This window comes from Pseudothauera hydrothermalis (assembly GCF_003345255.1).
In the GTDB taxonomy this organism is placed as follows: Bacteria; Pseudomonadota; Gammaproteobacteria; order Burkholderiales; family Rhodocyclaceae; genus Pseudothauera; species Pseudothauera hydrothermalis.
The window spans coordinates 2,146,778-2,169,701 of the sequence record NZ_CP029331.1 but is presented as its reverse complement, the minus strand read 5'-3'; the positions used below and the strand labels follow the sequence as shown (position 1 = coordinate 2,169,701).

Below are 22,924 nucleotides of genomic sequence, written 5' to 3'. Positions count from 1 at the left end.
TTTCAGCCTTGGGGAGCGGTGGAGTTCGGATGATCGGCAAACCAAGCGCGTGCAGCCTGGGCATCGCGGCCGATTTGCGCCTTGAGCGCTTCGAGCGACGCAAAACGCGCCTGATCGCGCAGTTTATGCAGGAAATGCACCCGCAGGTGGGCGCCGTAGCAATCTCGTCGCCAGTCGAGGAGATGGACTTCCAGAGTCGGGTGGCCCGCCGCCGTCACCGTGGGGCGCACGCCCACGCTGGCAGCACCGGCGATGGGATGATCGGCCAAGCCTTCCACGCTGACGGCAAACACTCCGGACAAGGCCGGCTTGCGGTGCTTCAACTGAATGTTGGCGGTCGGGTAACCCAGGCTGCGCCCCAGTTTTTCGCCGTGGACCACCCGCCCGGCAATGCTGTAGGGGCGGCCCAGCAGGCGCTCGGCATGACGCATGTCGCCCTCGGCCAGCGCGGTGCGTACCGCAGAACTGGACACCCGTTCGCCTGCAACGCTCAACGTGGGCATGGCTTCGACACCAAAGCCGTGACGCATGCCCGCCTCGGCCAGCATGGCAAAGTTGCCCTGACGGCGCGCGCCAAAGTGAAAATCGTCACCGATGAAAAGATGACGCACGCCCAGACCGGCGATCAGAATGTCATCGATGAACGCTTGCGCAGACAGCGCGGCGAAGCGGGCATCGAAGCGGCAGATATGGACGCGGTCGACCCCGGCGGCAGCCAACAGCAACAGCTTTTCGCGCAGCGTAGACAGCCGTGCGGGGGCATCGGCAGGCGAAAAAAACTCCCGCGGATGCGGCTCGAAGCTGAGCACGACCGCCGGCAGGCCGAGCGGGCGGGCCTTGGCCGTGAGTAGCTTAAGCAGCGCCTGGTGACCCAGATGCACGCCATCGAAATTACCGATGGTCAGTACCGAAGCCTGCGATGACAGGGGCGCGATTCCGCGAACAACCTGCATAAGGGCCTGATAAAAAAGCCGCAATTATAGCGGCAAAGGCAAGGCGGCGGCGAATGCGCTGCAGTCGCTCGGACGGCTCAATCCGCGCGCGCTACCCGGGTGCGGGTCACGCCGGGATTGTCTTCCAGGTAGCGCTTGATGCCGCGTAAGATGGCTTCTGCCATTCTGTCTTGGTAGGCGTTGTCGTTGAGGCGGCGTTCTTCTTCCGGGTTGCTGATGAAAGCGGTCTCGACCAGCACCGAGGGAATATCCGGCGCTTTGAGCACCGCGAAGTTGGCCTGCTCCACCTCGGCCTTGTGCAGGGTGTTGATGCCGCCCAGCTCACCGAGCACGGCGCGGCCGAGTTTGAGACTGTCGTTGATGGTGGCGGTCTGTGAGAGGTCGAGCAGGGTGCGGGCGAGGTGGCCTTCCTGCTTGGCAAGGTTCACACCGCCGATCAGGTCGGCGTCGTTTTCTTTTTGCGCTAGCCAGCGCGCAGCCGAGCTGGTCGCGCCGCGTTCCGAGAGCACGAACACCGAGCTGCCGCGCGCCTCCGGGCGCACAAAGGCGTCGGCATGAATGGACACGAACAAGTCGGCCTGCACACGCCGGGCACGGGCCACGCGTTGATAGAGCGGAACGAAGTAGTCGCCATCCCGTGTGAGCACCGCCCGCATGTTGGGCTCGGCGTCGATCTTGCGCTTGAGGCGACGGGCAATCGACAGCGTGATGTTTTTTTCATAGCTGCCGCGTCGTCCAATGGCGCCCGGGTCTTCGCCGCCATGCCCCGGATCCAGCGCAATGGTGTAGAGGCGGTTTGCTTGCGTGGCGTGTCGCTTGGCGGCGGGCGGCTGTTCGTTGACCGCCAGGTTTGGCGCTTGTCCACCGGCGTCAACGCTCTCGCTGCCTGCGGCGGCCTCCATTGGCGAGGATTTTTCGATCAGCGCAAGCAGCGGATCGACGGGATGCGCCGGATACAGGTCCAGTACCAGTCTGTGGCCATAATCGCCGACCGGCTGCAGGGTGAATACCTGCGGGGTGATCTGTGTTTTGAGTTCAAATACCACCCGAACCACCCCTGGACGGTTCTGGCCGGCGCGGACCAGGCGGATGTAAGGGTCTTGTTCCAGCACCTTGGACGGCAGGCTCTGGAGCACGCTATCGAGTGCCACCCCTTCCAGGTCAACCACCAGCCGCTCGGGGTTTTGCACGGTGAGGTAGGTGTAACGCAGTTCGCGTGCGGATTCCAGCGTCACCCGGGTGTAATCGGGCGCAGGCCACACCCGCACCGCCAGCAAGCTGCTGTCTGCGGCATGGCCGACCGGACTGATCAACAGGGTCAGGGATGCGCCGGCAAACTTCAGCACGGTGCGCCGGCTCAACCGGGCGGTTGGGGTGCTTGTAGGGCTGCTTTCAAGTCGCTCAGGCATCGTCGTCCCGCCTCCGTGCGCGCGCCCAGTTCTGCGTGCCGACCGGGCCCGGCGTGGGTAAGAGATATGTCGAGGTCGGCGGGGGGCACATAGGGCTGTGCTTTGTCCGGCCACTCGACCAAACACACGCCGCGTCCTGCGAAGTATTCGTCCAGCCCAGCATCGATGAATTCGTCGGGTGAGGTGAAGCGATAAAAATCAAAGTGATATAAGTCTAATCTAGAAACAACATAAGGTTCAATCAAGGTGTAAGTCGGGCTTTTGACATGGCCGCGGTGACCGAGTGCACGCAGCAGCGCGCGCACCAAGGTGGTTTTGCCTGCTCCCAGATCGCCTCGCAGGTAGATCACCAGCCCGGGACTCAGCGCGGCTGCCAGCGCTGCACCCAGCGCAGCGGTGTCGGCTTCGGCTGGCAGGTGTCGTTTCAGGCCGGCCCCGTTATCATCGGCCGGATGCAAAGTGTCGATCATCAAAACCTCACGGCAGAGCCTTCAGCGGATACTGCTCAACTGAAGGCGCTCAAATTGCGTATTCAGGCGTGGGGCAGGGAGCTTGGGTTCGACGCCGTCGGCGTGAGCGGTGTCGATTTGAGTGCGGCCGAACCCGGTCTTGCTGCCTGGCTCGAAGCCGGTTTTCACGGCGAAATGGATTATATGGCGCGCCACGGCATGAAGCGCGCCCGCCCGAGCGAATTACTGCCGGGCACGCTGCGGGTGATCAGCGCGCGGATGAACTACTGGCCCAAGGCGGCCGACGCCATGGAAAACCTTGCCGATGGACGGCGCGCCTATGTGTCGCGGTATGCCCTGGGACGCGATTACCACAAAGTGCTGCGCAACCGTCTGCAAAAACTCGCCGAGCGCATCGATGCCGAGCTGCCGCATGGCTACAGGGTGTTTGTCGATTCGGCTCCGGTGCTGGAGGTGGAGCTGGCCAGCCGCGCGGCGCTCGGTTGGCGCGGCAAACACAGCCTGCTGCTAGACCGGACAGTAGGCTCATGGTTCTTCCTGGGTGAAATTTTCACCAACCTGCCGTTGCCGGAGGATCAGCCCACGGCTGCGCACTGTGGGCGTTGCACCGCGTGTCTGGATGCCTGCCCAACCGGCGCGATCGTTGCGCCTTACCGGGTCGATGCGCGACGCTGCATTTCTTACCTCACCATCGAATTGCATGGGCCGATTCCCGAGGTGCTGCGGCCGGCCATCGGTAACCGTATCTACGGTTGTGACGACTGCCAGTTAGTTTGTCCGTGGAACCGCTTTGCGCGGCTTGGCGCGCAGATGGATTTTGCCCCACGACATGGCTTGGATCGTGCCAGCCTGGTTGAGCTGTTTTCCTGGTCAGCCCATGATTTCGACTCCCGCATGGCGGGCAGTCCGATTCGTCGCATCGGTTATGAACGCTGGTTGCGCAACTTGGCGGTGGCCTTGGGTAACGCGCCGCATTCGCCCGCAGTGGTGGCTGCGCTGCGCGCGCGGGCAGACGACGCTTCCGCGCTGGTGCGCGAGCATGTGGCCTGGGCATTGGCGCGACACGGCGAGTAGCAACGCGGTGTCTGCTTTGGCGACGCAATACGCCCGCAGCGTTCAATGCGCGCCCGTGGCTACGGGGCGGGACGGATCGGCACACCACTCGCTCCACGAGCCCGGATACAGGCGCGCGCCTCTCAAACCGGCATGCTCCATGGCCAGCAGGTTGTGGCAGGCTGTTACGCCGGAGCCGCACTGGTGCACCACCTTTTTGGGGTCATGCCCGTGTAGCAACTTTTCGAACTCTTCGCGCAGTACCGCAGCTGGTTTGAACAGGCCGTCTGCGGTCAGGTTGTCCTTGAAAAAGCGATTGACCGCGCCGGGAATATGACCGGCAACCGGATCGAGGTTTTCATTTTCGCCGCGGAAACGGTCCGGGCTGCGGGCATCGATCAGCACCATATCCGGACTGCCCAGATGGCGCTCGACGAAGGCTGTATCGACTGCGTTGTCCTGCAAATTTGGCCGGTAGTGGGTCGGGTTGGCGCGCGGCAGCTCGGCAGTCAGCACCTTGGCGGCCGCGCACCAGGCCTGAAAGCCGCCATCGAGCACGGCAACCGCGCGATGACCCAGCCAGCGGAGCAGCCACCACAGGCGGGCGGCGTACATTCCGCCAGCATCGTCGTAGGCCACCACCTGGGTGTCGGGGGCAATCCCGCAAGCGCCTAGGCGGCATGCCAGACGGTCCGGATCGGGCAGCGGGTGGCGGCCATTAGTGCCGGTCTGTGCGCCGGACAGATCCTCGTCGAGACTGAGAAACCAGGCGCCGGGCAGGTGGCTGCGCTGGTAGGCCGCCCGCCCAAAGGCGGGATTGGTCAGATCATGGCGGCAGTCGACCAGGCACCAACCCGCCTCGCCCAGGCGGCGGGCCAGTTCGTTGGCATCGATCAGGGTGGTAAACCGCGCGCTCACTGTGCTTGCACCTGCTCGTCCGCAAGCCAAGCGCGCGCCTGGGATTCGTCATCGAAGACGAGTACTTCGGCGTCTACGAACAGCTGCGTTATCCAGGCGCTCCAGGCGATCCACTGGTCTTCGGTCAATACCGCAATGCGTCGGAAATCGCCGGCATGCTTGCGCGAGAACTTGATCTCCTCCCAGGCCACATCCAGGGTGAAGCCGACCATCTCGCGCAGGTCGAAAAGCAGGTCAACCTGACCTTCGAACTTGATCTTGTAATTGACCAGTTCCTCGAACTCTTTGAAGTCGGCCAAACTAAACTCCCCGAAAACCGAGACCTCGACTAGGTTCGGACGGTGTTCGATGCTGATCATGGCAGCCTCCAGCTCAATCGCCCCTGGTGCATTGGGAGCCCGGTGGTTTGAATGCAGGCAAGTTTGGCCTGCGTGGTGCGTTTTAAATGATACTCCGATTGTCCGCTTTGGCTGGGAGGGTAATTTGAGGCCCATCGCACCTTAAAGTCATCGCCCCGCGCAGCTCGGCCCGCAACGGGGCGGCCGTCGCAGCCGGGCATACGCTCGGGGACGTGGGCGCGCCCAGCGCGCCGGGTGGAGCCGCAGCAGGTTGATGACGATGTGGCTGACGATGACTAACTCGTTGGCGGCGTAGCCGCTGGGAACAGTTGAGTGCTGGCTGCTTGGCAGCCGCTGCGCCATATGCCGCAGTCGGCCAAACCGGCCGGTGCTACCCTTGCTTGCAAACTGTGTTCTGTCGGGAGAGAGACCATGCAAGTGGTGCCGGTGATTCTGAGCGGCGGTTCCGGAACCCGGCTTTGGCCATTGTCCAGAGCGCGGCACCCGAAGCAGCTTCTGGATGTCGTGGAGGGGGCTTCGATGCTGCAGGCGACCGCCATGCGTTTGCAGGCGCTAGCCGATTTAGTGGATATCTCTCTGGCGCCGGTGGTGGTCTGCAACGAAGAGTATCGGTTCATCACGGCCGAGCAGTTGGTTGAGTCCGGCTATGCAACGCGCGACATCGTTCTTGAGCCGGTTGGCCGGAATACCGCGCCGGCGCTGACGCTGGCAGCACTCTTGTTGCTTGGCAGGCAGGATGACGCTTTGCTCCTGGCGATGCCGGCCGACCATTTCGTTGCTGACCGTGAAGCTTTTGCGCAGGCGGTCTTGGCGGGTGTTCCGGCCGCGCTCGCGGGTGACATCGTGACGTTTGGCGTGCGGCCATCGCACCCGGAGACCGGTTACGGCTATATGCGGGTCGATGCCGCAATCGATTCGATCCCTTGTCCGGTGGCGGCGTTCGTAGAAAAGCCCAATGCGCAAACCGCGGAGCGCTATCTTGCAGATGGACGTTACCTGTGGAATAGCGGCATTTTTTTGCTGAGGGCATCCGTCTGGCGACGTGCGATTGGGATGTTTTCGCCAGAGATTCTTGGTGCATGCGAAGATGCCGTTCGGCGCTCGACACGGGATGTGGACTTCGTACGTGTGAACGCGGAGGCTTTTGCTGCCTGCCCGTCCGATTCGATCGATTACGCGGTATTGGAAAAATTGCCGGCAAGTCCGGACTGTGGAGTCGGCATCAAAGCAGTGCCGATGGATGCCGGTTGGTGCGATGTCGGCGCGTGGGATGCCTTGTGGGGGATATCGGCGAAGGATGCCGACGACAACGTGTTGCGCGGCGACGTCGTGGTCGAGGAAACGCGTTCGACCATGGTGATTGCCTCTGACCGCCTGGTCGCGTGCATCGGCGTTGAGGATCTCGTTGTCGTCGAAACCACGGATGCCGTGCTGGTCGCACACAAAAACGCCACCCAGGCGGTCAGGGGCATCGTTCAACGTCTGCAGCGGGAAGGGCGCTCAGAGGCCGAAGCCCACCGCAAGGTTCATCGGCCTTGGGGGTACTACGACGCGATCGATGCTGGCGAGCGCTTTCAGGTCAAGCGGATCGTGGTGAAACCGGGGGGCACGCTCAGTTTGCAGATGCACCATCATCGCGCCGAGCATTGGATCGTAGTGCGCGGCACCGCTCGCGTCACCCGGGGTGAGGAGTGTTTTTTGCTGACCGAGAACCAGTCGACCTATATTCCAGTGGGCGTCTCCCACCGTCTGGAAAATCCGGGAAAACTGCCTCTGGAGATCATCGAGGTGCAATCGGGCAGCTATTTGGGAGAAGACGACATCGTGCGCCTGGCGGACTATTACGGGCGAGGCTGAGGTAATCGGAGGCTTTTGATCGCAAGGCCGGTCGAACCGCGTACGGCAGTATTTACCAAAATTGCCACCATGGGCGTGTGTCTGCAGGACCGCCGGCAAAATAGACGCTGTCCGGGAAGTTTTTACGCATTACCCGTTCGGCGTCATCGCGCAGATCGGTCATACCGAGGGCGTCGTAACTCTTTACGAGCAAAAACAACGCCTCTTCTATCGCCGGCGATTGTGGGTAGTTTGCAATGGCTGCCTGGGCGCGGTTGATTGCGGCAACATGGGCACCGCGACGGTAGTAATAACGGGCCACATGGACCTCGTGCGCGGCCAGCGCGTTGACCAGATAGCGCATTCGCAGTCGTGCGTCGTCCGCGTAACGGCTATCCGGGAAGCGGGTGACAAGCTCCTTGAAGGTGTCGTAAGACTCCCTGCTGCCTTTAGGGTCGCGTTCGGACAAATCCTGGTTGGCCAAAGCGCCCAGCAGACCCAGGTCTTCGTTGAACGTGACCAGCCCTTTCAGATAGTAGGCGTAGTCGACATGCGGGTGGTTTGGATGCAGCCGGATGAAACGGTCGGCAGCCGCCAGCGCCAGCGCGGGTTCGTTCGATTTGTAGTAAGCGTAGGCGATCTCGATTTGCGCCTGCTGTGCGAAGCGGCCGTAAGGGTAGCGAGCTTCGAGCTTCTCGAACAGCTGGATTGCTCGGTCATAGCCGCCTTCGCTCATTGAAGCCTTGGCTTCGGAGTAAAGTTTCTGGGCGTTCCAGCCTGCCGTCTCGTCGATCTGCTCGGGCAACAGACCACAACCGCCCAGCAGTAAAGCGCCAATAACCGCTAAACTTTGCAAGGTGAACCTAGCCATCGAGAATTCTCGCGTGAATGATCAGGACGATTATATCCCAGACGATGAGGAGCCCTCGTGCGTTGTCAGGATGATTCCGCCTGAACTCGGTGGATTGCGGCTCGACAAGGTGTTGGCGACGCTGTTCGCTGACTATTCGCGCAGTAGGCTTCAGGCGTGGATCATGGAAGGGCGTGTATGGCTCGACGGCAGCTGTCCGTCGCCCAAGCAGAAGGTCCGCGGCGGGGAAGAACTCAAGATCGAGATTGGCGAGTTGCCGGAGGTCGAGTCAGCAGCCGCGATGGCCGAAGACATCCCGCTTGCGATCGTCTACGAGGACGATGCAATTGTCGTGGTGGATAAACCCGCCGGTTTGGTGGTGCACCCTGGCAGTGGTAACTGGCGTGGCACGCTGCTCAACGCTTTGTTGCATCATTTCCCGCAATTGGCCGGCGTGCCGCGCGCGGGCATTGTTCACCGTCTGGACAAGGATACTTCGGGGTTGTTGGTGGTCGCCAAGACCTTGGTGGCTCAAACCGATCTGATCCGTCAGTTGCAAGCCAAAACGGTCTGCCGTCAGTACCTTGCTTTGGTATACGGTCAGGTCAGTGCAGACGGGCGCATCGACGCGCCGATCGGTCGCCATCCGACTCAGCGGACCAAAATGGCGGTGGTCGAAGGCGGGCGTGAAGCTGCAACGCGGTTTACGGTTCGCGAGCGTTTCTCCGATTGCACCCTGGTGCAATGCCAACTGGAAACCGGGCGCACCCACCAAATTCGGGTACATATGGCGCACAAGGGTTACCCGCTGGTGGGCGATCCGGTTTATGGCCGTCGGAAACACCTCAGCCACTTGCTCGATAGCTTTCCGAGGCAGGCGCTGCATGCTTGGCGCTTGGGGCTGATCCATCCGTCGACCCGGCTGCCGATGCATTGGGAGTCGGCTCTGCCGGCGGATTTTTCACTCCTTCTTGACAAACTGCGCGAGACACAGGCCAATGTCGCTTGATTTCATTGTTCCGCAATGGCCTGCGCCTGCTCGGGTCAGGGCAATTGTGACCACGCGCAACGGTGGGCTGAGTCAGGGGCGCTACGCGTCATTGAATCTCGCCACCCATGTGGGCGATGACCCGGGGGCTGTGGCGGCAAACCGCGCCGTGTTGCGCAGCCGGCTTCCTGCAGAGCCGGTGTGGCTGGAGCAGGTGCATGGCACAAACATCGTCATGGCTGAATCCGTCCCGGGGGAGCGCTGCCTGCCGCCTGTTGCCGACGGCGCTTGGACTCGGCAGCCCGGTGTGGTTTGCGCGGTCATGACTGCCGATTGTTTGCCGGTTCTGTTTTGTGACGATGCCGGGTCGGTGGTGGCTGCGGCCCATGCGGGCTGGCGCGGCTTGTGTGCCGGCATACTGGAGCGTACGGTCGAGGCAATGCGCGTGGCGCCAGCGCGCATACAGGCCTGGCTGGGGCCGGCAATCGGGCCTGGCGCCTTCGAGGTCGGTGCCGACGTGCGCAGCGCGTTCTTGCAGCACGACTCGGGGGCTGCGGCGGCCTTTGTGGCCGGCAAAGAGCCGGGCAAGTGGCTGGCCGATCTCTACCTCCTGGCCAAAATACGCTTGGCAGGTGCGGGCGTGATTGACGTGTTTGGTGGCGGTTTTTGCACTTACACCGACGCAGAACGGTTCTATTCCCATCGGCGGGATCGTGCCACCGGGCGGATGGCATCGTTGATCTGGTTGGCGCACTGAAGGCAAGAAGCCGGAACACGGCGGCAACAGGGCATTGGCAATCGCGCCTATTGATTGACGTTGGAATCGGCTCTATCGTTGCGGTGCGCTTGCTCGCCCTGTCTTTTCGCTGCGGCGCGGCGGCGGGCAGGCGTGCCGAACAGCCACACATAAAGTGCTAAGGGACCCAACCCAAAGAACAGAAAGGTCATCACACCGCCCAAGGTCGATGTGTTGGCCAGCGATGCGAGGATGGCCACGTAAAGCCAAGCGATGGCGATAATGTACATGCCGAGCATTCTAGCGATCCGGCAGACTGGCCGGAAACCGGTACCAGCGATGGGAATGAAGAGCCGGCCTGCTATTGATGCCTCAGGAGGGGTGGATGTCAGATTCAGTTGAGAAGCTTCCCGCGGCAGCCCTGCAAGGGCTGGCGCAGTTCGGCCAGGCGATGGCGCACGGTTTTTTTGACATGTTGGCCAAGCAACACGCGGCGATGTTGGATTCCTCCGGGGTGGCCGCGGCCCGTTTGCCGATGCCCGAGGCCGAGCGTCTCCAGGCTTTGCAGCGTGATTTTGCGGAAAAGCACGCCCGCCTCTGGTCTTCGATGCTGTCGCGCAAACGCGGGGAAGTTTCTTCGCCGGTGGTTCAGGCGCCGGCTGGCGACCGGCGCTTCAGTGCGCCGGAATGGGAAGAAAGCCCGATTTTCGACTACGTCCGTCAAGCCTATCTGCTCAATGCGGCTTTTTTGCAGGAAGTTGCCGCGCACATGCCGATCGCCGATGGGCGCGCCAAGCAGCGGATTCAGTTTTTGACCCGGCAGTACATCGATGCGCTGGCGCCGACCAATTTTGCCGCCACCAACCCTGAGTTCATCAAGGCTGCCATCGACAGCAAGGGCGAGAGCATTTCCCGCGGCATTCAAAACATGCTCGAAGACCTGAAGAAAGGGCGCATCTCGATGACCGATGAGGCGGCTTTCGAAGTCGGTCGTAATCTGGCGGTCACGCCCGGCTCGGTGATCTATGAGAACGAGTTGATGCAGCTCATCCAGTACGCGCCGCTCACCGACAAGGTTGCTCAGGTGCCCTTGCTGATCGTGCCGCCGTGCATCAACAAGTTCTACATCATGGACCTGCAGCCGGAGAACTCCCTGGTGCGTTTCGTGGTGGAGCAGGGCTTTACGGTGTTTCTGATTTCTTGGAAAAACCCCAAGCGAGAGCAGTCAACCGCCACCTGGGACGACTACCTTGACAAGGGGCCGCTGACCGCATTGCAGGTGGTGCGCGAGATCACCAATGTGAGCAAGCCAAACGTGCTGGGCTTTTGCGTAGGTGGAACCATTCTGAGCTCGGCGCTGGCGGTGGCCAAGGGGCGGGGCGAAGACCCGGTGTCCAGCCTGACGTTGATGACCACTTTGTTGGATTTTGCCGATGCCGGCGAGCTGGGTTGCTTGGTAGACGAAGCCAGTGTCGCCGCACGCGAGGCCGCCATTGGCAAGGGTGGGCTTTTGCCGGGGCAGGAATTGGCAAACGTGTTTTCCGCGCTGCGGGCCAACGATCTGGTATGGCAGTACGTAGTGGGTAACTATCTCAAAGGCAACAAGCCGCAAGCCTTCGACTTGCTCTACTGGAATGCCGACTGCACCAATTTACCCGGGCCGTTTTTGACGTGGTATCTGCGCAACATGTATCTCGAAAACAATCTGCGGGTGCCGGGTAAGCTCAAAATGCTCGGCGTCAAGGTCGACCTGGGCAAGATCGATGTGCCGGCTTACCTCATGGCTGCGCGCGAAGACCACATCGTGCCGTGGAAGAGTGCTTATCTGTCGCGGGGGCTGCTGGGCGGGGAGACCACGTTCGTGTTGGGTGCGAGTGGGCATATCGCGGGTGCGATCAATCCAGCGAGTAAAAACCGGCGTAGCTACTGGACCAACGCGGCCAAGCTCAGCGATCCGGACGAATGGTTCGAGGGTGCGGTCGAGAATCCGGGGAGCTGGTGGCTACACTGGGCGCAGTGGCTGAAATCCTTCGCCGGCAAGCAGGTCGCTGCGCGCAGGCGCCTGGGCAACGCGAAGTACAAGCCGATCGAGCCGGCTCCGGGGCGCTACGTCAAAGAGCGTGCCTGATTCTTTGGCCGGGCTTTGCCGGCCCGGCGTGCAGGCGGCAGCGGAAAACGGGAGGGCGCTGCCGTGCTCAGCGGTGAATCCCCCCGGAGAGACCAGTTGGGAGAGGAGATAACATGTCCAGAATTGCACTAGTCACCGGCGGTATGGGCGGCTTGGGTGAAGCCATTTGCATCAAGCTCTCTGCGCTCGGGTATCGGGTGGTCACCACGCACTCGCCGGGCAATGCCAAATCTGCAGAGTGGTTACAGACCATGAACAACATGGGCTATGGCTTCAAAGGCTACCCCTGCGACGTTTCCGACTTCGAATCCTGCAAGGCGTGCGTGGAGCGTGTGACCGCCGAGGTGGGGCCAGTCGATGTGTTGGTCAATAACGCGGGCATTACCCGCGACATGACCTTCAAGAAAATGACCAAGGCCGATTGGGATGCGGTCATCCGCACCAACCTCGACAGTGTATTCAATATGACCAAACAGGTCATGGACGGCATGGTGGAGCGGCGCTGGGGGCGGGTGATCAACGTATCGTCGGTCAACGGCCAGAAGGGTGCCTTCGGTCAGACCAACTACTCGGCGGCCAAGGCCGGGATGCATGGTTTTACCAAAGCGCTGGCGCTTGAAGTGGCGCGCAGCGGGGTGACGGTCAACACCATTTCGCCGGGCTACATCGGTACCAAGATGGTGATGGCCATTCCGCAAGAGATTCTCGAGTCGAAAATCCTGCCGCAGATTCCGGTCGGCCGCCTCGGTAAGCCCGAGGAAATCGCCGGTCTGGTGGCTTATCTGGCCTCTGAAGAGGCTGCGTTCGTGACCGGTGCCAACATCTCGATCAATGGCGGTCAGCATATGTTCTGACCCGCATCCAGGGTTTCACTGGGGCAGTGTGGCGCAGCCGGAAGGCTGCGTATTTTTTTTGCGATGCAACATCCGCTCACAAATCTGTTTATAATCGTGAGCGCGGTAGCTTGCGCAGCGCCGCAAAGGTAAACCAAAGAGCGGCGTCGCCGGCGTATGCGACGGTGTCTCGGTCTCCATCGAACTGCAGCAAAAGGACTCGACAATGACGCAAAAAGTCGCACTCGTTACCGGCGCCATGGGTGGTTTGGGTACCGCAATCTGCCAAGCGCTGGCCAAGGACGGGATGAAAGTGGTCGCCAACTGTCTGCCCGGCTTTCCGCAGAAAGAGGCGTGGCTAGCCCAGCAAAAGGCTGCCGGTTTCGATTTCATCGCCGCCGAAGGGGATGTGTCCGATTACGAATCCTGCAAGGCCATGGTGTCGAAGATCGAGGCCGAGGTCGGCCCGATCGATGTGCTGATCAACAATGCGGGCATCACGCGCGACAAGTTCTTTCACAAAATGGAAAAGGCCCAGTGGGATGCGGTGATCAACACCAATCTCAACAGCCTTTTCAACGTGACCCATCATGTTTCGCCCAAAATGGCCGAGCGTGGCTGGGGCCGGATCATCAATATCTCTTCGGTCAATGGGGTCAAGGGCCAAGCCGGGCAGACCAATTACTCGACCGCCAAGGCTGGCGTGTTGGGGTTTACCAAGGCGCTGGCCTCGGAGCTCGCCAGCAAAGGGGTTACCGTCAACGCGATTGCGCCGGGCTATATCGGCACGGATATGGTGATGGCCATCCGCGAGGATATCCGTCAGAGCATCATCGACAGCGTGCCCATGAAGCGTCTTGGCAGGCCGGAGGAAATCGGCGCCTTGTGCGCTTATCTGTGCTCTGAACTGGCTGGTTACATCACTGGCGCCACGATCAACATCAACGGTGGCCTTCACATGTGCTAAAACGCCGGCAGCCGATGCATAGCCCCGTCTCATGGCGGGGCTTTTTGTTTCGCAGCGCGGTATAATTTTCACACCATGAGAGTGCGGGCAAACCGCCGCCGAGGAGATGACCGAAAATGGCCGAGCAAGTGCGTCTGATCAAAAAATATCCTAACCGCCGACTGTACGATACCCGCACCAGTTCTTACATCACGCTTGCCGATGTCAAAGATTTGGTGCTCAGCAATGATGAGTTCCAGGTGGTGGATGCAAAGTCCGGCGAGGATTTGACCCGTAGCATTTTGCTGCAGATTATCCTCGAAGAAGAGGCCGGCGGGGCGCCGATGTTTACCAGCGACTTGCTTGCGCAAATGATCAGGTTCTATGGTAATGCCATGCAGGGCATGCTCGGCAAATATCTTGAGAACAACATCAAGGCCTTTACCGATATGCAGGCCAAGCTGCAGGAGCAGGTGCGCGCGATCTACGGCGAGAACAGCCCCATGAACCAGGATCTGTGGGCGCAGTTTCTCAGCTTTCAAGGGCCGGCCATGCAAAGCATGATGGGGGCCTATGTGGAGCAAAGCACCAAGATGTTCCAGCAGATGCAAGAGCAGATCGAACATCAAACCCGCAATATTTTCAGCGGGCTTCAATTTCCCGGCTATCAAGCGAAAAATACGCGGGATGAGAAAGTTGAAGAAGCTTCTTCCGCGGGCAAAGGGCACGGTAAGTCCTGAGTCTGCCGCTCAAACGGCGCAGGCATAAAAAATCAGCCGGTTTCGCCCCGCTCATTTCCCAACAGCATGAATCAAAGCAAATTTCGAGACCAGCCCCGAGTCGGGTTTGTCTCTCTCGGCTGCCCGAAGGCAACTTCCGATTCGGAGCAAATTCTTACCCGGCTGCGTGCCGAGGGCTATGAGATCGCTCCCAGCTATGACGACGCCGACCTGGTGGTCGTCAACACCTGTGGCTTCATCGATGCGGCAGTCGAAGAGTCGCTCGACGCCATCGGCGAGGCGCTGGCCGAAAACGGTAAGGTCATCGTCACCGGCTGTCTGGGCGCCAAGGATGACGTGGTGCTGGCTGCGCATCCCCAGGTGTTGGCGGTCACTGGGCCGCATGCCACCGAGGCGGTGATGCAGGCGGTGCACCGGCACCTGCCCAAGCCGCATGACCCTTTCGTCGATCTGGTGCCTGCGCAAGGTGTGCGCTTGACGCCACCGCACTATGCTTACCTGAAGATTTCCGAAGGCTGCAATCATCGCTGCAGCTTTTGCATCATTCCCTCCATGAGGGGAGATCTCGTCAGCCGGCCGATCCATGAGATCATGCGGGAAGCCGAAGCGTTGGTCGAGGCGGGCGTCAAAGAAATTCTGGTGATTTCCCAGGACACCAGCGCTTATGGCGTGGATGTGAAATACCGTACCGGTTTTTGGGGCGGAAAGCCGGTCAAAACCCGCCTGTTGGATCTGGCTCGTGCGCTGGGTGAATTGGGCATTTGGATTCGCCTGCACTACGTCTATCCGTATCCAAGCGTCGATGAACTGATCCCGCTGATGGCCGAAGGCAAAATCCTGCCCTATCTCGATGTTCCTTTTCAGCATGCCAGCCCGCGCATTCTCAAGGCCATGAAGCGTCCAGCCAACGCTGAAAATGTGCTCGAACGCATCCGCACATGGCGCAGCATCTGTCCGGAGCTGACCATCCGCTCGACGTTCATAACCGGCTTTCCAGGTGAGACGGAAGAGGACTTCGACTGCCTGCTGCAATTTCTTGACGACGCCCGGCTGGATCGCGTCGGCGCTTTCGCCTATTCACCGGTTGAAGGGGCTGCTGCCAACGAGCTGGCCGATCCGGTGCCGGAGGAAATTCGTGAAGAGCGCCGGATGCGGCTGATGGCGTTCCAGGAGGATATTTCCACCCAATGCCTCGAAGCCAAGATCGGTCGTGAAATGACCGTGTTGGTCGACGATGTCGATGACCAGGGGGCCTTGGCCCGCTCGCCCGGCGATGCGCCCGAGATCGATGGCTTGGTGATCATTCCAAACTGCGAAGGGCTCGCGCCGGGTGATTTCGTCCGCGTGCGTATTACCGACTGCGACGTACATGACCTTTACGCCGAGCGGCTCGACTGATCGGAGGGGCGGCCGATGTTGGACCTAGCCCTTGCCCAGCGCAACGAATCGCGTCCTGTGATCGGCGTGGCGCTGGGCGGCGGCGCCGCCCGTGGCTGGGCGCATCTGGGCGTTTTGGCGGCATTGGAAGAGGAAGGCGTACGGCCGGACGTGATTGCCGGCTGCTCGATCGGTGCGCTGGTGGGCGCGGCTTATGCTTCGGGCAAGCTGGCCGAGCTCACCCAGTGGGCCGAGTCGCTCGACTGGCAGAAGGTGGTGTCGATGCTCGATATCGGCCTCAAAGGAGGGCTGATTCGCGGCGACAAGGTCGTCCAGTATTGCGCTCGTCATTTCATGGCGAGCGACTTTCAGCGTCTGTCCATGCCGTTTGCCTGCGTAGCCACCGAGCTCGACTCTGGGCGTGAAGTCTGGCTGCGACAAGGTGAAGTGGCCGATGCGGTGCGGGCCTCGATCGCCCTGCCGGGGCTGATCGCGCCGGTGATGCGTAACGGCCGTATACTGGTCGATGGCGGCTTGGTCAATCCGGTGCCGGTATCCTTATGCCGGGCCATGGGTGCTGACCTTGTCGTTGCCGTCGATGTGGGCACCGATCTGGTCGGACGGATGCGACGTCGCATGTCCCAGCATGATCTGTCACCGGATAGCTGGGGGCAGCGGCTGCTGTCGATGGTCGGTCTCGGCAACGGCGACGATGATAGCGACACGCCCAGTCTGCCTTCGCTGGCAACTATTCTGACCGCGAGCATCAACATCATGCAGATGCGCATTGCGCGCAGCCGGCTAGCCGGCGAACCGGCGGACGTGCTGATAACGCCCCGGGTTGCGCAGTTACGCATCATGGACTTCGACCATGCCGCCGAGGCCATTGCCGAAGGCCGTGCAGCGGTCGAGCGCGCTCGGCCCACGCTGCGTCATATGCTTGGCCAGAACGCATGAGTAAAACGCGGGCCGTCATTTCGCAGCTCATCGACCTTGTCGGGCGCGAGTTTGTACTGACCTCAGAGCCGGATACACAAGCCTATCTCGCCGATTGGCGCGGCCGCTATCACGGTTCGGCGCTGGCAGTGGTTCGTCCGGCCAATGTAGAGGAAGTGGCTGCGGTCGTACAGGTCTGTGCGGTGGCCGGTGTGCCGATGGTCCCCCAAGGCGGCAACACCGGCCTGTGCGGAGGCGCCACGCCACTGGCCGATGGGCAGTCGGTGCTGGTGAGCTTATCCCGGCTCAACCGCATACGGGCGACCGATGCCGAAAACAATACGCTGACTGCCGAAGCCGGTTGTACGTTGGCGGCCGTACAACAGGCCGCGCAAGCCATCGACCGCTTGTTCCCATTGTCGCTGGCCGCAGAAGGCAGTTGCGAAATTGGTGGCAATCTATCGACCAATGCTGGCGGTGTGCATGTGCTGCGTTACGGCAATATGCGCGAACTGACGCTCGGTCTGGAGGTGGTATTGCCCGACGGACGCATCTGGAATGGTTTGAGGGGGCTGCGTAAAGACAACACCGGTTACGACCTCAAACAATTGTTCATTGGTGCAGAGGGGACGCTGGGCATCATTACCGCTGCGGTCCTCAAGCTTTATCCGCGTCCGCGCAGCACTTGCGTGGCGTGGTTGGCGGTGCGCGACCTGCAGGCTGCAGTCGAACTGCTCGGGCGTCTGCGCGCTTGGGTGGGAGAACGCCTCAGCGCATTCGAGTTGATCGGGCAAAGCGCCTTGGAACTCGTCATCCGGCACATTCCGACGATGCGATTACCGCTGTCTGTCGCGCCGGACTGGTCGGTGCTGGTCGAGTTGAGCGATCCGCATGAGAACGCCGAGCTTGACCGGCTACTTAGCACCTTTTTGGAAACAGCGCTGGAGTCGGGACAAATACTCAATGCCGCGCTCGCCGGCAGTCTTGCCCAGGCCGCGCAACTTTGGGCACTGCGCGAAAACATCTCTGAGGCCCAGAGGATAGAAGGTTTCAGCATCAAGCACGATATTTCGCTGCCGGTGGGCCGTATTCCAAGCTTTCTTGCGCAAGCAGACCGGGCACTCCAGGCCGCCTGGCCGGGCGTGCGAATCGTGGTCTTCGGGCATTTGGGAGACGGTAATCTGCACTACAACCTGTCTTATCCGGCGTTGGAAGAGAATAACGCCTTGATCGCCCGTAGTAGGGAGGTCACTCGCATTGTCCATGATCTGGTCGCTGCGCTTGGCGGTTCGATTTCGGCCGAGCATGGCATCGGTCAGCTAAAGCGCGATGAACTGCGGCGGTACAAATCCGACGTAGAACTTGATTTGATGCGCACAATCAAAGCTGCGGTCGACCCAAAGGGTTTGATGAACCCCGGCAAAATCCTTTGACGGCGCCTCTGGCACACCGTCAGGCACTCTGGCACACCGTCAGGCATAAAAATCGTGGTCTTTAAAAAATGCTCAAAAGTGCTTTACAGCAGGTAAGTGGGCTCATATAATGCGCGCTCTTTCGCGGTCGGGGGTATAGCTCAGCTGGGAGAGCGCTTGCATGGCATGCAAGAGGTCAGCGGTTCGATCCCGCTTACCTCCACCAAAAAAAGAATGTAGTCCCCATCGTCTAGAGGCCTAGGACACCGCCCTTTCACGGCGATAACCGGGGTTCGAATCCCCGTGGGGACGCCAAGAACAATGTCCGTCTGCAATAAGCAGGCGGTAAGCCGGCAGCGATGCCGGAGCAGGTCAGAGCGGAGTGGTAGTTCAGTCGGTTAGAATACCGGCCTGTCACGCCGGGGGTCGCGGGTTCGAGTCCCGTCCACTCCGCCAAGTTTAAGTCCAAGAAGGCTTTACCTTTCGCGGGCGGAAATTTAGTAAAAAACTTGCGGTGGCGCTTATCGGTTGCTAGAATGGCGAGCTCTTTTGGGGGTATAGCTCAGCTGGGAGAGCGCTTGCATGGCATGCAAGAGGTCAGCGGTTCGATCCCGCTTACCTCCACCAAAAAATGTAGTCCCCATCGTCTAGAGGCCTAGGACACCGCCCTTTCACGGCGATAACCGGGGTTCGAATCCCCGTGGGGACGCCAAGAACAATGCCCGTCTGCAGTGAGCAGGCGGTAAGCCGGCAGCGATGCCGGAGCGGGTCAGTGCGGAGTGGTAGTTCAGTCGGTTAGAATACCGGCCTGTCACGCCGGGGGTCGCGGGTTCGAGTCCCGTCCACTCCGCCAGGAGAAATCGGAAGCCGAAAATTTCGGCTTCCGATTTTTTTTGCCCTTATATGTCTGTGAGTCGCTCTGACTGAATCTCAGGCGACGTTTTGAGGCCCACTGGCATCGGGCGGACGATTGCGCTACATTTGTCCCCATACGCAGCAGTATGGGGCGTGTTCTAAGCGTGTGGTGTTTTCAACCGGACAAGGGAGGGGAATTCAGTATGACGATCAAGAAAATCGGTGTCATTGGCGCTGGGACCATGGGTAATGGCATCGCGCAGGCGTTTGCGGTATCTGGTTTAGAGGTGGTGATGACCGATGTGGCTGACAGCGCCCTTGAGCGCGGATTGGCTACGATCGGGGCGAGCCTGGACCGCCTGATTAAAAAAGAAAAGATGACTGCGGACGAAAAGGCTGCCGCGTTGGCGCGAATCGTTACCGCCAAAGATCTTGCGGCCGTCGCCGATTGTGATCTGATCATCGAGGCGGCAACCGAAAATCTTGACCTTAAGCTAAATATCTTTGCCCAGCTCGATGGCGTGGCAAAACCGCAGGCGATCATCGCCAGCAATACCTCGTCGATTTCGATCACCAAATTGGCGGCTGCGACCAAGCGCGCCGAGCGCGTCATCGGCATGCACTTTTTCAATCCGGTACCGATGATGGCGTTGGTAGAACTGATCCGTGGTTTGCAGACTTCTGACGAAACCTATGCCGCGGTCGAAGCGGTCTCCAAAGCGGTCGGCAAGACCCCGGTGCAGGTTCGTAACAGCCCGGGTTTTGTGGTCAATCGTATGCTTTGCCCGATGATCAACGAGGCGATCTTTGCGCTGGGCGAAGGTTTGGCCAGCGCCGCCGAGATCGACGAGGCGATGAAGCTCGGCTGCAATCACCCGATTGGCCCGCTGGCCTTGTGTGACCTGATTGGCTTGGATGTGGAGCTTGCGGTCATGCAGGTGTTGTTCGAGGGCTTCAAGGACCCCAAATATCGTCCGGCGCCGCTGCTGGTGGAGATGGTCGAAGCCGGGTACCTGGGCCGCAAGACCGGCAAGGGGTTCTTCGACTACGCAAAGTAAGTGCTGACACCCTGGCTGAAAGTAATAAAGCCACCCCAGGGTGGCTTTATTGTTCAAGCGCGGCAAATTTGCGTTAGCGGCCGGAGCGCATCGCGTCGAAAAACTCTGCGTTGCTCTTGGTGGCTTTGACCTTGTCGAGCAGGAATTCCATTGCATCGATGTCATCCATGCCGTACAAGAGCTTCCTCAAGATCCATACTTTTTGCAGCACGTCGGGCTTCAGCAGTAGTTCTTCCCGGCGCGTACCGGAGCGGTTGACGTTGATGGCCGGATAGACGCGCTTTTCGGCCATGCGGCGGTCAAGGTGCAGTTCCATGTTGCCGGTGCCCTTGAACTCTTCGTAGATCACGTCGTCCATGCGGCTGCCGGTGTCGATCAAGGTGGTGGCAATGATCGTCAGCGAGCCGCCTTCTTCGATGTTGCGTGCCGCGCCGAAGAAACGCTTGGGCTTTTGCAGGGCGTTGGCGTCTACCCCGCCGGTGAGCACCTTGCCTGAGGCCGGCTGCACCGTGTTGTAGGCGCGCGCCAGGCGAGTCAGCGAATCGAGCAAGATCACTACGTCGCGCTTGTGTTCGACCAGGCGCTTGGCTTTTTCGATCACCATTTCGGCGACTTGCACGTGACGGGTAGCCGGTTCGTCAAAGGTCGAGGCCACGACCTCGCCCTTGACCGAGCGCTGCATCTCGGTGACTTCTTCTGGACGCTCGTCGATCAGCAGCACGATCAGGGTGACATCGGGGTGGTTCGCGGTGATCGCGTGTGCGATGTGCTGCAACATCACTGTCTTGCCGCTTTTGGGCGGCGCGACCAGCAAACCGCGCTGACCCTTGCCGATCGGCGCGATCATGTCGATGATGCGGCCAGTGATGTTTTCCTCGCCGCGCATGTCCCGCTCCAGCTTAAGGCATTCCTGCGGGTGCAGCGGCGTGAGGTTTTCGAAGAGGATTTTGTGCTTGCATTCCTCCGGGGGGCGGCCGTTGATCTTGTCCAACTTGACCAGCGCAAAGTAGCGCTCGCCATCCTTGGGAGTGCGGATCTCGCCCTCGATGGTGTCGCCGGTATGAAGGTTGAAGCGACGGATTTGCGAGGGTGAGACGTAGATGTCGTCGGTGCCTGCCAGGTATGAGGCCTCCGGAGAGCGCAGGAAGCCGAAACCATCGGGCAATACTTCCAACGCGCCGTCGCCGTAGATCGGCTCCCCCTTTTTGGCCCGGTTTTTTAGCAGGGCGAATACCAACTCCTGCTTACGCAGCCGGTTGGCGCCGTCGATTTCATTGGCGACGGCCATTTCCAGCAATTCACTGACGTGGAGGGCCTTGAGCTCCGATAGATGCATGGTAACGGGTATGGATGGTGCTTCGGTGATTGGATCGGGACAGGACGCCGAGGTGGCGTGCTCTTCGCGGCGCCGGCTGCGGCGGCGGGGAGGCTGTAGGGCGCCGCGAGGCGTGGCCGGAGCGATCTCCGGCGTGGCGGGGTCAGAGATTGCTGTCAATGAAAGCTGTCAGTTGCGATTTGGACAAAGCGCCAACCTTGGTGGCTTCAACGTTGCCGGCCTTGAAAAGCATCAGCGTGGGGATGCCGCGAATGCCGAACTTGGCGGGTGTTTCCTGGTTCTCGTCGATGTTCAGTTTGGCGACTTTGAGCTTGCCTGCGTATTCCTTGGCGACTTCGTCAAGGATCGGCGCAATCATCTTGCAGGGGCCGCACCATTCGGCCCAATAGTCCACCAGAACCGGCATTTGCGACTGCAGCACTTCGGACTCGAAATTGCTGTCGGTCACGTAATGGATGTGCTCACTCATGATTCCTCACATCAGGGATGGCTGTTCAGAACAAATCGCTGGGGCGTGGCCAGGGGAGCGGCCCGCGAGGCAGGACCAAGACTGAGGTCGTGCGGAAAGTTTTGCGAAACTTATGCGAACCCGGGGCGCGCGTCAAGAAAATCTGGACGTCGGCGACCGATACGCGGCGTGGTTCGTGGCAAAAATGCGCCCGGTTGAACTATAGTGCATCGTCGCTCGATGGGGCGGTTTCCATTGGGCGGTACCCACGGAGAAAGACGAAATGGCTTATGTCGTGACCGAATCTTGCATTCGTTGCAAATATACCGATTGTGTCGACGTCTGTCCGGTCGACTGCTTTCGGGAGGGCGAAAATTTCCTGGTGATCGACCCGGACGAGTGTATCGACTGTACCCTGTGCGTGGCCGAGTGCCCTGTTGAGGCCATTTATGCCGAGGACGATGTGCCGGCCGGACAGGAGCATTTCATTGCCCTGAATGCCGAGTTGTCTAAAAAGTGGCGGCCGATCATCGAGCGTAAAGACCCCTTGCCGGACGCGGAGCAGTGGGCGACAGTCAAGAATAAACTCGATCAGTTGAAGCGCTAGCGGCGCAGGTTGAAAGACAGCAGGCGCGAAAAACGGCGGTGTCGTAGCAATCTTGCGCGGATACTTCCAGTCCCGCCGGCGATGCACTAACATGGCGCTCGACATCCTCACTACCGGAGCTTCACATCAATGGGTATGCTCGTCAGCGAAATTCTCGCCATCAAAGGCAAGGTGCTCTATACCATCGCACCGGGCCGCAGCTTGGCCGAGGCTGTCGCCATTATGACCGAACAGGATGTCGGCTCGCTGGTGGTTTTCGATCAAGGTCGGATGACGGGGATGCTCACCTTCCGCGAAGTGCTCGGTGCGGTCCATGCGGGCGGCGCAAAGTGGCAAGAGATGACGGTCGAACAGGCAATGCTGCGCGACCCGCTGGCCGCTTCGCCCAACATGGAAATGGACGAGCTGAGACGTCTGATGGTCGATCGTCACCAACGCTACCTGCCGGTCATGGACGGCAGCACCTTGTTGGGCGTGGTGTCGTTCCACGACGTGGCCAAAGCGGTGCTCGAAGAGCAAAGCTTTGAAAATCGCATGCTGAAAAACTATATCCGCAACTGGCCGACAGACAGCGGCGAGCAAAATTGAACAGCCCACGGACGACGCGTACCGCAAGGGTGCGCGTTTGGGCCGTGAGAACAATTACAACAGTCCGGGCCTCTTACGGACAGAAGTC

Annotated in this window: 23 protein-coding genes and 6 tRNA genes; 20 read left to right on the top strand and 9 right to left on the bottom strand. The window is 60.4% G+C overall.

What is annotated here, in order from left to right; genetic code table 11:
• Nucleotides 1–2 precede the first annotated feature (2 nt).
• The 3 genes from DIE29_RS10420 to tsaE all read right to left on the bottom strand — a co-directional run bounded on the left by DIE29_RS10420 (nt 3) and on the right by tsaE (nt 2,832).
• Nucleotides 3–953, bottom strand: coding sequence for a bifunctional riboflavin kinase/FAD synthetase (locus DIE29_RS10420; protein WP_114649843.1), 951 nt, complete (start codon nt 951–953; stop codon nt 3–5).
• Between the two features lie 77 nt (nt 954–1,030).
• Nucleotides 1,031–2,362 (bottom strand): N-acetylmuramoyl-L-alanine amidase, encoded by a 1,332-nt coding sequence (locus DIE29_RS10415; RefSeq protein WP_102041164.1) that lies wholly within the window; start codon nt 2,360–2,362, stop codon nt 1,031–1,033.
• On the bottom strand, nt 2,311–2,832 hold the full coding sequence (gene tsaE / locus DIE29_RS10410; RefSeq protein WP_102041165.1) for a tRNA (adenosine(37)-N6)-threonylcarbamoyltransferase complex ATPase subunit type 1 TsaE: 522 nt from the start codon (nt 2,830–2,832) through the stop codon (nt 2,311–2,313). Before tsaE ends, DIE29_RS10415 begins: the two co-directional genes overlap by 52 nt.
• Here tsaE and queG point away from each other — a divergent pair.
• Nucleotides 2,815–3,906, top strand: a complete 1,092-nt coding sequence (queG, locus tag DIE29_RS10405; protein WP_114649842.1) for a tRNA epoxyqueuosine(34) reductase QueG — start codon at nt 2,815–2,817, stop codon at nt 3,904–3,906. The two genes, tsaE and queG, sit on opposite strands and share 18 nt — an antisense overlap.
• Before the next feature lie 42 nt (nt 3,907–3,948).
• Here queG and DIE29_RS10400 read toward each other — a convergent pair whose 3' ends face one another.
• Nucleotides 3,949–4,803 (bottom strand): sulfurtransferase, encoded by an 855-nt coding sequence (locus DIE29_RS10400; protein WP_114649841.1) that lies wholly within the window; start codon nt 4,801–4,803, stop codon nt 3,949–3,951.
• Nucleotides 4,800–5,162 (bottom strand): SpoIIAA family protein, encoded by a 363-nt coding sequence (locus tag DIE29_RS10395; RefSeq protein ID WP_102041167.1) that lies wholly within the window; start codon nt 5,160–5,162, stop codon nt 4,800–4,802. The genes DIE29_RS10400 and DIE29_RS10395 overlap by 4 nt, the downstream gene beginning before the upstream one ends.
• A 411-nt stretch (nt 5,163–5,573) precedes the next feature.
• Between DIE29_RS10395 and DIE29_RS10390 the strand changes: the two genes are divergently transcribed.
• Nucleotides 5,574–7,019: a mannose-1-phosphate guanylyltransferase/mannose-6-phosphate isomerase gene (locus DIE29_RS10390; RefSeq protein WP_114649840.1), complete on the top strand. Its 1,446-nt coding sequence runs from the start codon at nt 5,574–5,576 to the stop codon at nt 7,017–7,019.
• Nucleotides 7,020–7,071: 52 nt separating this feature from the next.
• Here DIE29_RS10390 and DIE29_RS10385 read toward each other — a convergent pair whose 3' ends face one another.
• Nucleotides 7,072–7,869 (bottom strand): outer membrane protein assembly factor BamD, encoded by a 798-nt coding sequence (locus DIE29_RS10385; RefSeq protein WP_102041169.1) that lies wholly within the window; start codon nt 7,867–7,869, stop codon nt 7,072–7,074.
• Nucleotides 7,870–7,939: 70 nt separating this feature from the next.
• Here DIE29_RS10385 and rluD point away from each other — a divergent pair, with 70 nt between their 5' ends.
• Both rluD and pgeF read left to right on the top strand, forming a co-directional pair.
• The gene (gene rluD / locus DIE29_RS10380; RefSeq protein WP_205409725.1) at nt 7,940–8,857 is read left to right on the top strand and encodes a 23S rRNA pseudouridine(1911/1915/1917) synthase RluD; all 918 of its coding nucleotides are present in this window, start codon (nt 7,940–7,942) and stop codon (nt 8,855–8,857) included.
• Nucleotides 8,847–9,593 carry a peptidoglycan editing factor PgeF gene (gene pgeF, locus DIE29_RS10375; protein ID WP_114649838.1) on the top strand — a complete coding sequence of 249 codons (747 nt, stop codon included), beginning with the start codon at nt 8,847–8,849 and terminating at the stop codon, nt 9,591–9,593. The genes rluD and pgeF overlap by 11 nt, the downstream gene beginning before the upstream one ends.
• A 47-nt stretch (nt 9,594–9,640) precedes the next feature.
• Here the strand turns inward: pgeF and DIE29_RS10370 are convergent, their stop codons facing one another.
• The gene (locus tag DIE29_RS10370) at nt 9,641–9,871 is read right to left on the bottom strand and encodes a hypothetical protein (protein WP_418332868.1); all 231 of its coding nucleotides are present in this window, start codon (nt 9,869–9,871) and stop codon (nt 9,641–9,643) included.
• A gap of 86 nt (nt 9,872–9,957) precedes the next feature.
• On the opposite strand from DIE29_RS10370, the gene DIE29_RS10365 reads away from it, so the two are divergent.
• From DIE29_RS10365 to DIE29_RS10300, 14 genes are all read left to right on the top strand, one after another.
• A complete protein-coding gene (locus DIE29_RS10365) occupies nt 9,958–11,700 on the top strand; it encodes a PHA/PHB synthase family protein (RefSeq protein ID WP_114649837.1) in 1,743 nt (580 codons plus the stop codon).
• Between the two features lie 113 nt (nt 11,701–11,813).
• A complete protein-coding gene (phbB, locus tag DIE29_RS10360) occupies nt 11,814–12,554 on the top strand; it encodes a beta-ketoacyl-ACP reductase (RefSeq protein ID WP_114649836.1) in 741 nt (246 codons plus the stop codon).
• Between the two features lie 205 nt (nt 12,555–12,759).
• On the top strand, nt 12,760–13,500 hold the full coding sequence (gene phbB, locus DIE29_RS10355) for a beta-ketoacyl-ACP reductase (protein WP_102041174.1): 741 nt from the start codon (nt 12,760–12,762) through the stop codon (nt 13,498–13,500).
• Nucleotides 13,501–13,616: 116 nt separating this feature from the next.
• On the top strand, nt 13,617–14,219 hold the full coding sequence (gene phaR, locus DIE29_RS10350; RefSeq protein WP_114649835.1) for a polyhydroxyalkanoate synthesis repressor PhaR: 603 nt from the start codon (nt 13,617–13,619) through the stop codon (nt 14,217–14,219).
• A gap of 66 nt (nt 14,220–14,285) precedes the next feature.
• The gene (rimO, locus tag DIE29_RS10345; protein ID WP_114649834.1) at nt 14,286–15,617 is read left to right on the top strand and encodes a 30S ribosomal protein S12 methylthiotransferase RimO; all 1,332 of its coding nucleotides are present in this window, start codon (nt 14,286–14,288) and stop codon (nt 15,615–15,617) included.
• Nucleotides 15,618–15,632: 15 nt separating this feature from the next.
• A complete protein-coding gene (gene rssA, locus DIE29_RS10340; RefSeq protein WP_114649833.1) occupies nt 15,633–16,553 on the top strand; it encodes a patatin-like phospholipase RssA in 921 nt (306 codons plus the stop codon).
• Entirely contained in the window at nt 16,550–17,965 is a 1,416-nt protein-coding gene (locus DIE29_RS10335) for an FAD-binding oxidoreductase (protein ID WP_114649832.1), read from the top strand. Before rssA ends, DIE29_RS10335 begins: the two co-directional genes overlap by 4 nt.
• 129 nt (nt 17,966–18,094) lie before the next feature.
• A tRNA-Ala gene (locus DIE29_RS10330) sits at nt 18,095–18,170 on the top strand.
• A gap of 13 nt (nt 18,171–18,183) precedes the next feature.
• Nucleotides 18,184–18,259 (top strand) — tRNA-Glu (locus DIE29_RS10325).
• 64 nt (nt 18,260–18,323) lie between these two features.
• Nucleotides 18,324–18,400 (top strand) — tRNA-Asp (locus DIE29_RS10320).
• 95 nt (nt 18,401–18,495) lie between these two features.
• Nucleotides 18,496–18,571 (top strand) — tRNA-Ala (locus DIE29_RS10315).
• Nucleotides 18,572–18,580: 9 nt separating this feature from the next.
• Nucleotides 18,581–18,656: transfer RNA gene (locus DIE29_RS10310), tRNA-Glu, on the top strand.
• Nucleotides 18,657–18,720: 64 nt separating this feature from the next.
• Nucleotides 18,721–18,797, top strand: a tRNA-Asp gene (locus DIE29_RS10305).
• A gap of 205 nt (nt 18,798–19,002) precedes the next feature.
• Nucleotides 19,003–19,857, top strand: coding sequence for a 3-hydroxybutyryl-CoA dehydrogenase (locus DIE29_RS10300; protein WP_102041179.1), 855 nt, complete (start codon nt 19,003–19,005; stop codon nt 19,855–19,857).
• 73 nt (nt 19,858–19,930) lie between these two features.
• Here the strand turns inward: DIE29_RS10300 and rho are convergent, their stop codons facing one another.
• Together rho and trxA are read right to left on the bottom strand one after the other, a co-directional pair.
• The gene (gene rho, locus DIE29_RS10295) at nt 19,931–21,193 is read right to left on the bottom strand and encodes a transcription termination factor Rho (protein ID WP_102041180.1); all 1,263 of its coding nucleotides are present in this window, start codon (nt 21,191–21,193) and stop codon (nt 19,931–19,933) included.
• A gap of 142 nt (nt 21,194–21,335) precedes the next feature.
• Entirely contained in the window at nt 21,336–21,662 is a 327-nt protein-coding gene (gene trxA, locus DIE29_RS10290) for a thioredoxin TrxA (RefSeq protein WP_102041181.1), read from the bottom strand.
• Nucleotides 21,663–21,924: 262 nt separating this feature from the next.
• On the opposite strand from trxA, the gene fdxA reads away from it, so the two are divergent.
• Complete coding sequence (fdxA, locus tag DIE29_RS10285) at nt 21,925–22,248, top strand: ferredoxin FdxA (RefSeq protein ID WP_114649831.1); 324 nt, start codon at nt 21,925–21,927, stop codon at nt 22,246–22,248.
• A gap of 135 nt (nt 22,249–22,383) precedes the next feature.
• Complete coding sequence (locus tag DIE29_RS10280; RefSeq protein ID WP_102041183.1) at nt 22,384–22,836, top strand: CBS domain-containing protein; 453 nt, start codon at nt 22,384–22,386, stop codon at nt 22,834–22,836.
• The last annotated feature ends 88 nt before the right edge of the window (nt 22,837–22,924 follow it).

What these genes read in the sequence shown, in the direction of transcription:
- DIE29_RS10420 (WP_114649843.1), bottom strand. Translation starts at nt 953, where the DNA reads ATGCAGGTTGTTCGCGGAATCGCGCCCCTGTCATCGCAGGCTTCGGTA.
- DIE29_RS10415 (WP_102041164.1), bottom strand. Translation starts at nt 2,362, where the DNA reads ATGCCTGAGCGACTTGAAAGCAGCCCTACAAGCACCCCAACCGCCCGG.
- queG (WP_114649842.1), top strand. Translation starts at nt 2,815, where the DNA reads ATGCAAAGTGTCGATCATCAAAACCTCACGGCAGAGCCTTCAGCGGAT.
- tsaE (WP_102041165.1), bottom strand. Translation starts at nt 2,832, where the DNA reads ATGATCGACACTTTGCATCCGGCCGATGATAACGGGGCCGGCCTGAAA.
- DIE29_RS10395 (WP_102041167.1), bottom strand. Translation starts at nt 5,162, where the DNA reads ATGATCAGCATCGAACACCGTCCGAACCTAGTCGAGGTCTCGGTTTTC.
- DIE29_RS10390 (WP_114649840.1), top strand. Translation starts at nt 5,574, where the DNA reads ATGCAAGTGGTGCCGGTGATTCTGAGCGGCGGTTCCGGAACCCGGCTT.
- DIE29_RS10385 (WP_102041169.1), bottom strand. Translation starts at nt 7,869, where the DNA reads ATGGCTAGGTTCACCTTGCAAAGTTTAGCGGTTATTGGCGCTTTACTG.
- rluD (WP_205409725.1), top strand. Translation starts at nt 7,940, where the DNA reads ATGATTCCGCCTGAACTCGGTGGATTGCGGCTCGACAAGGTGTTGGCG.
- pgeF (WP_114649838.1), top strand. Translation starts at nt 8,847, where the DNA reads ATGTCGCTTGATTTCATTGTTCCGCAATGGCCTGCGCCTGCTCGGGTC.
- DIE29_RS10370 (WP_418332868.1), bottom strand. Translation starts at nt 9,871, where the DNA reads ATGCTCGGCATGTACATTATCGCCATCGCTTGGCTTTACGTGGCCATC.
- DIE29_RS10365 (WP_114649837.1), top strand. Translation starts at nt 9,958, where the DNA reads ATGTCAGATTCAGTTGAGAAGCTTCCCGCGGCAGCCCTGCAAGGGCTG.
- phbB (WP_114649836.1), top strand. Translation starts at nt 11,814, where the DNA reads ATGTCCAGAATTGCACTAGTCACCGGCGGTATGGGCGGCTTGGGTGAA.
- phbB (WP_102041174.1), top strand. Translation starts at nt 12,760, where the DNA reads ATGACGCAAAAAGTCGCACTCGTTACCGGCGCCATGGGTGGTTTGGGT.
- phaR (WP_114649835.1), top strand. Translation starts at nt 13,617, where the DNA reads ATGGCCGAGCAAGTGCGTCTGATCAAAAAATATCCTAACCGCCGACTG.
- rimO (WP_114649834.1), top strand. Translation starts at nt 14,286, where the DNA reads ATGAATCAAAGCAAATTTCGAGACCAGCCCCGAGTCGGGTTTGTCTCT.
- rssA (WP_114649833.1), top strand. Translation starts at nt 15,633, where the DNA reads ATGTTGGACCTAGCCCTTGCCCAGCGCAACGAATCGCGTCCTGTGATC.
- DIE29_RS10335 (WP_114649832.1), top strand. Translation starts at nt 16,550, where the DNA reads ATGAGTAAAACGCGGGCCGTCATTTCGCAGCTCATCGACCTTGTCGGG.
- DIE29_RS10300 (WP_102041179.1), top strand. Translation starts at nt 19,003, where the DNA reads ATGACGATCAAGAAAATCGGTGTCATTGGCGCTGGGACCATGGGTAAT.
- rho (WP_102041180.1), bottom strand. Translation starts at nt 21,193, where the DNA reads ATGCATCTATCGGAGCTCAAGGCCCTCCACGTCAGTGAATTGCTGGAA.
- trxA (WP_102041181.1), bottom strand. Translation starts at nt 21,662, where the DNA reads ATGAGTGAGCACATCCATTACGTGACCGACAGCAATTTCGAGTCCGAA.
- fdxA (WP_114649831.1), top strand. Translation starts at nt 21,925, where the DNA reads ATGGCTTATGTCGTGACCGAATCTTGCATTCGTTGCAAATATACCGAT.
- DIE29_RS10280 (WP_102041183.1), top strand. Translation starts at nt 22,384, where the DNA reads ATGCTCGTCAGCGAAATTCTCGCCATCAAAGGCAAGGTGCTCTATACC.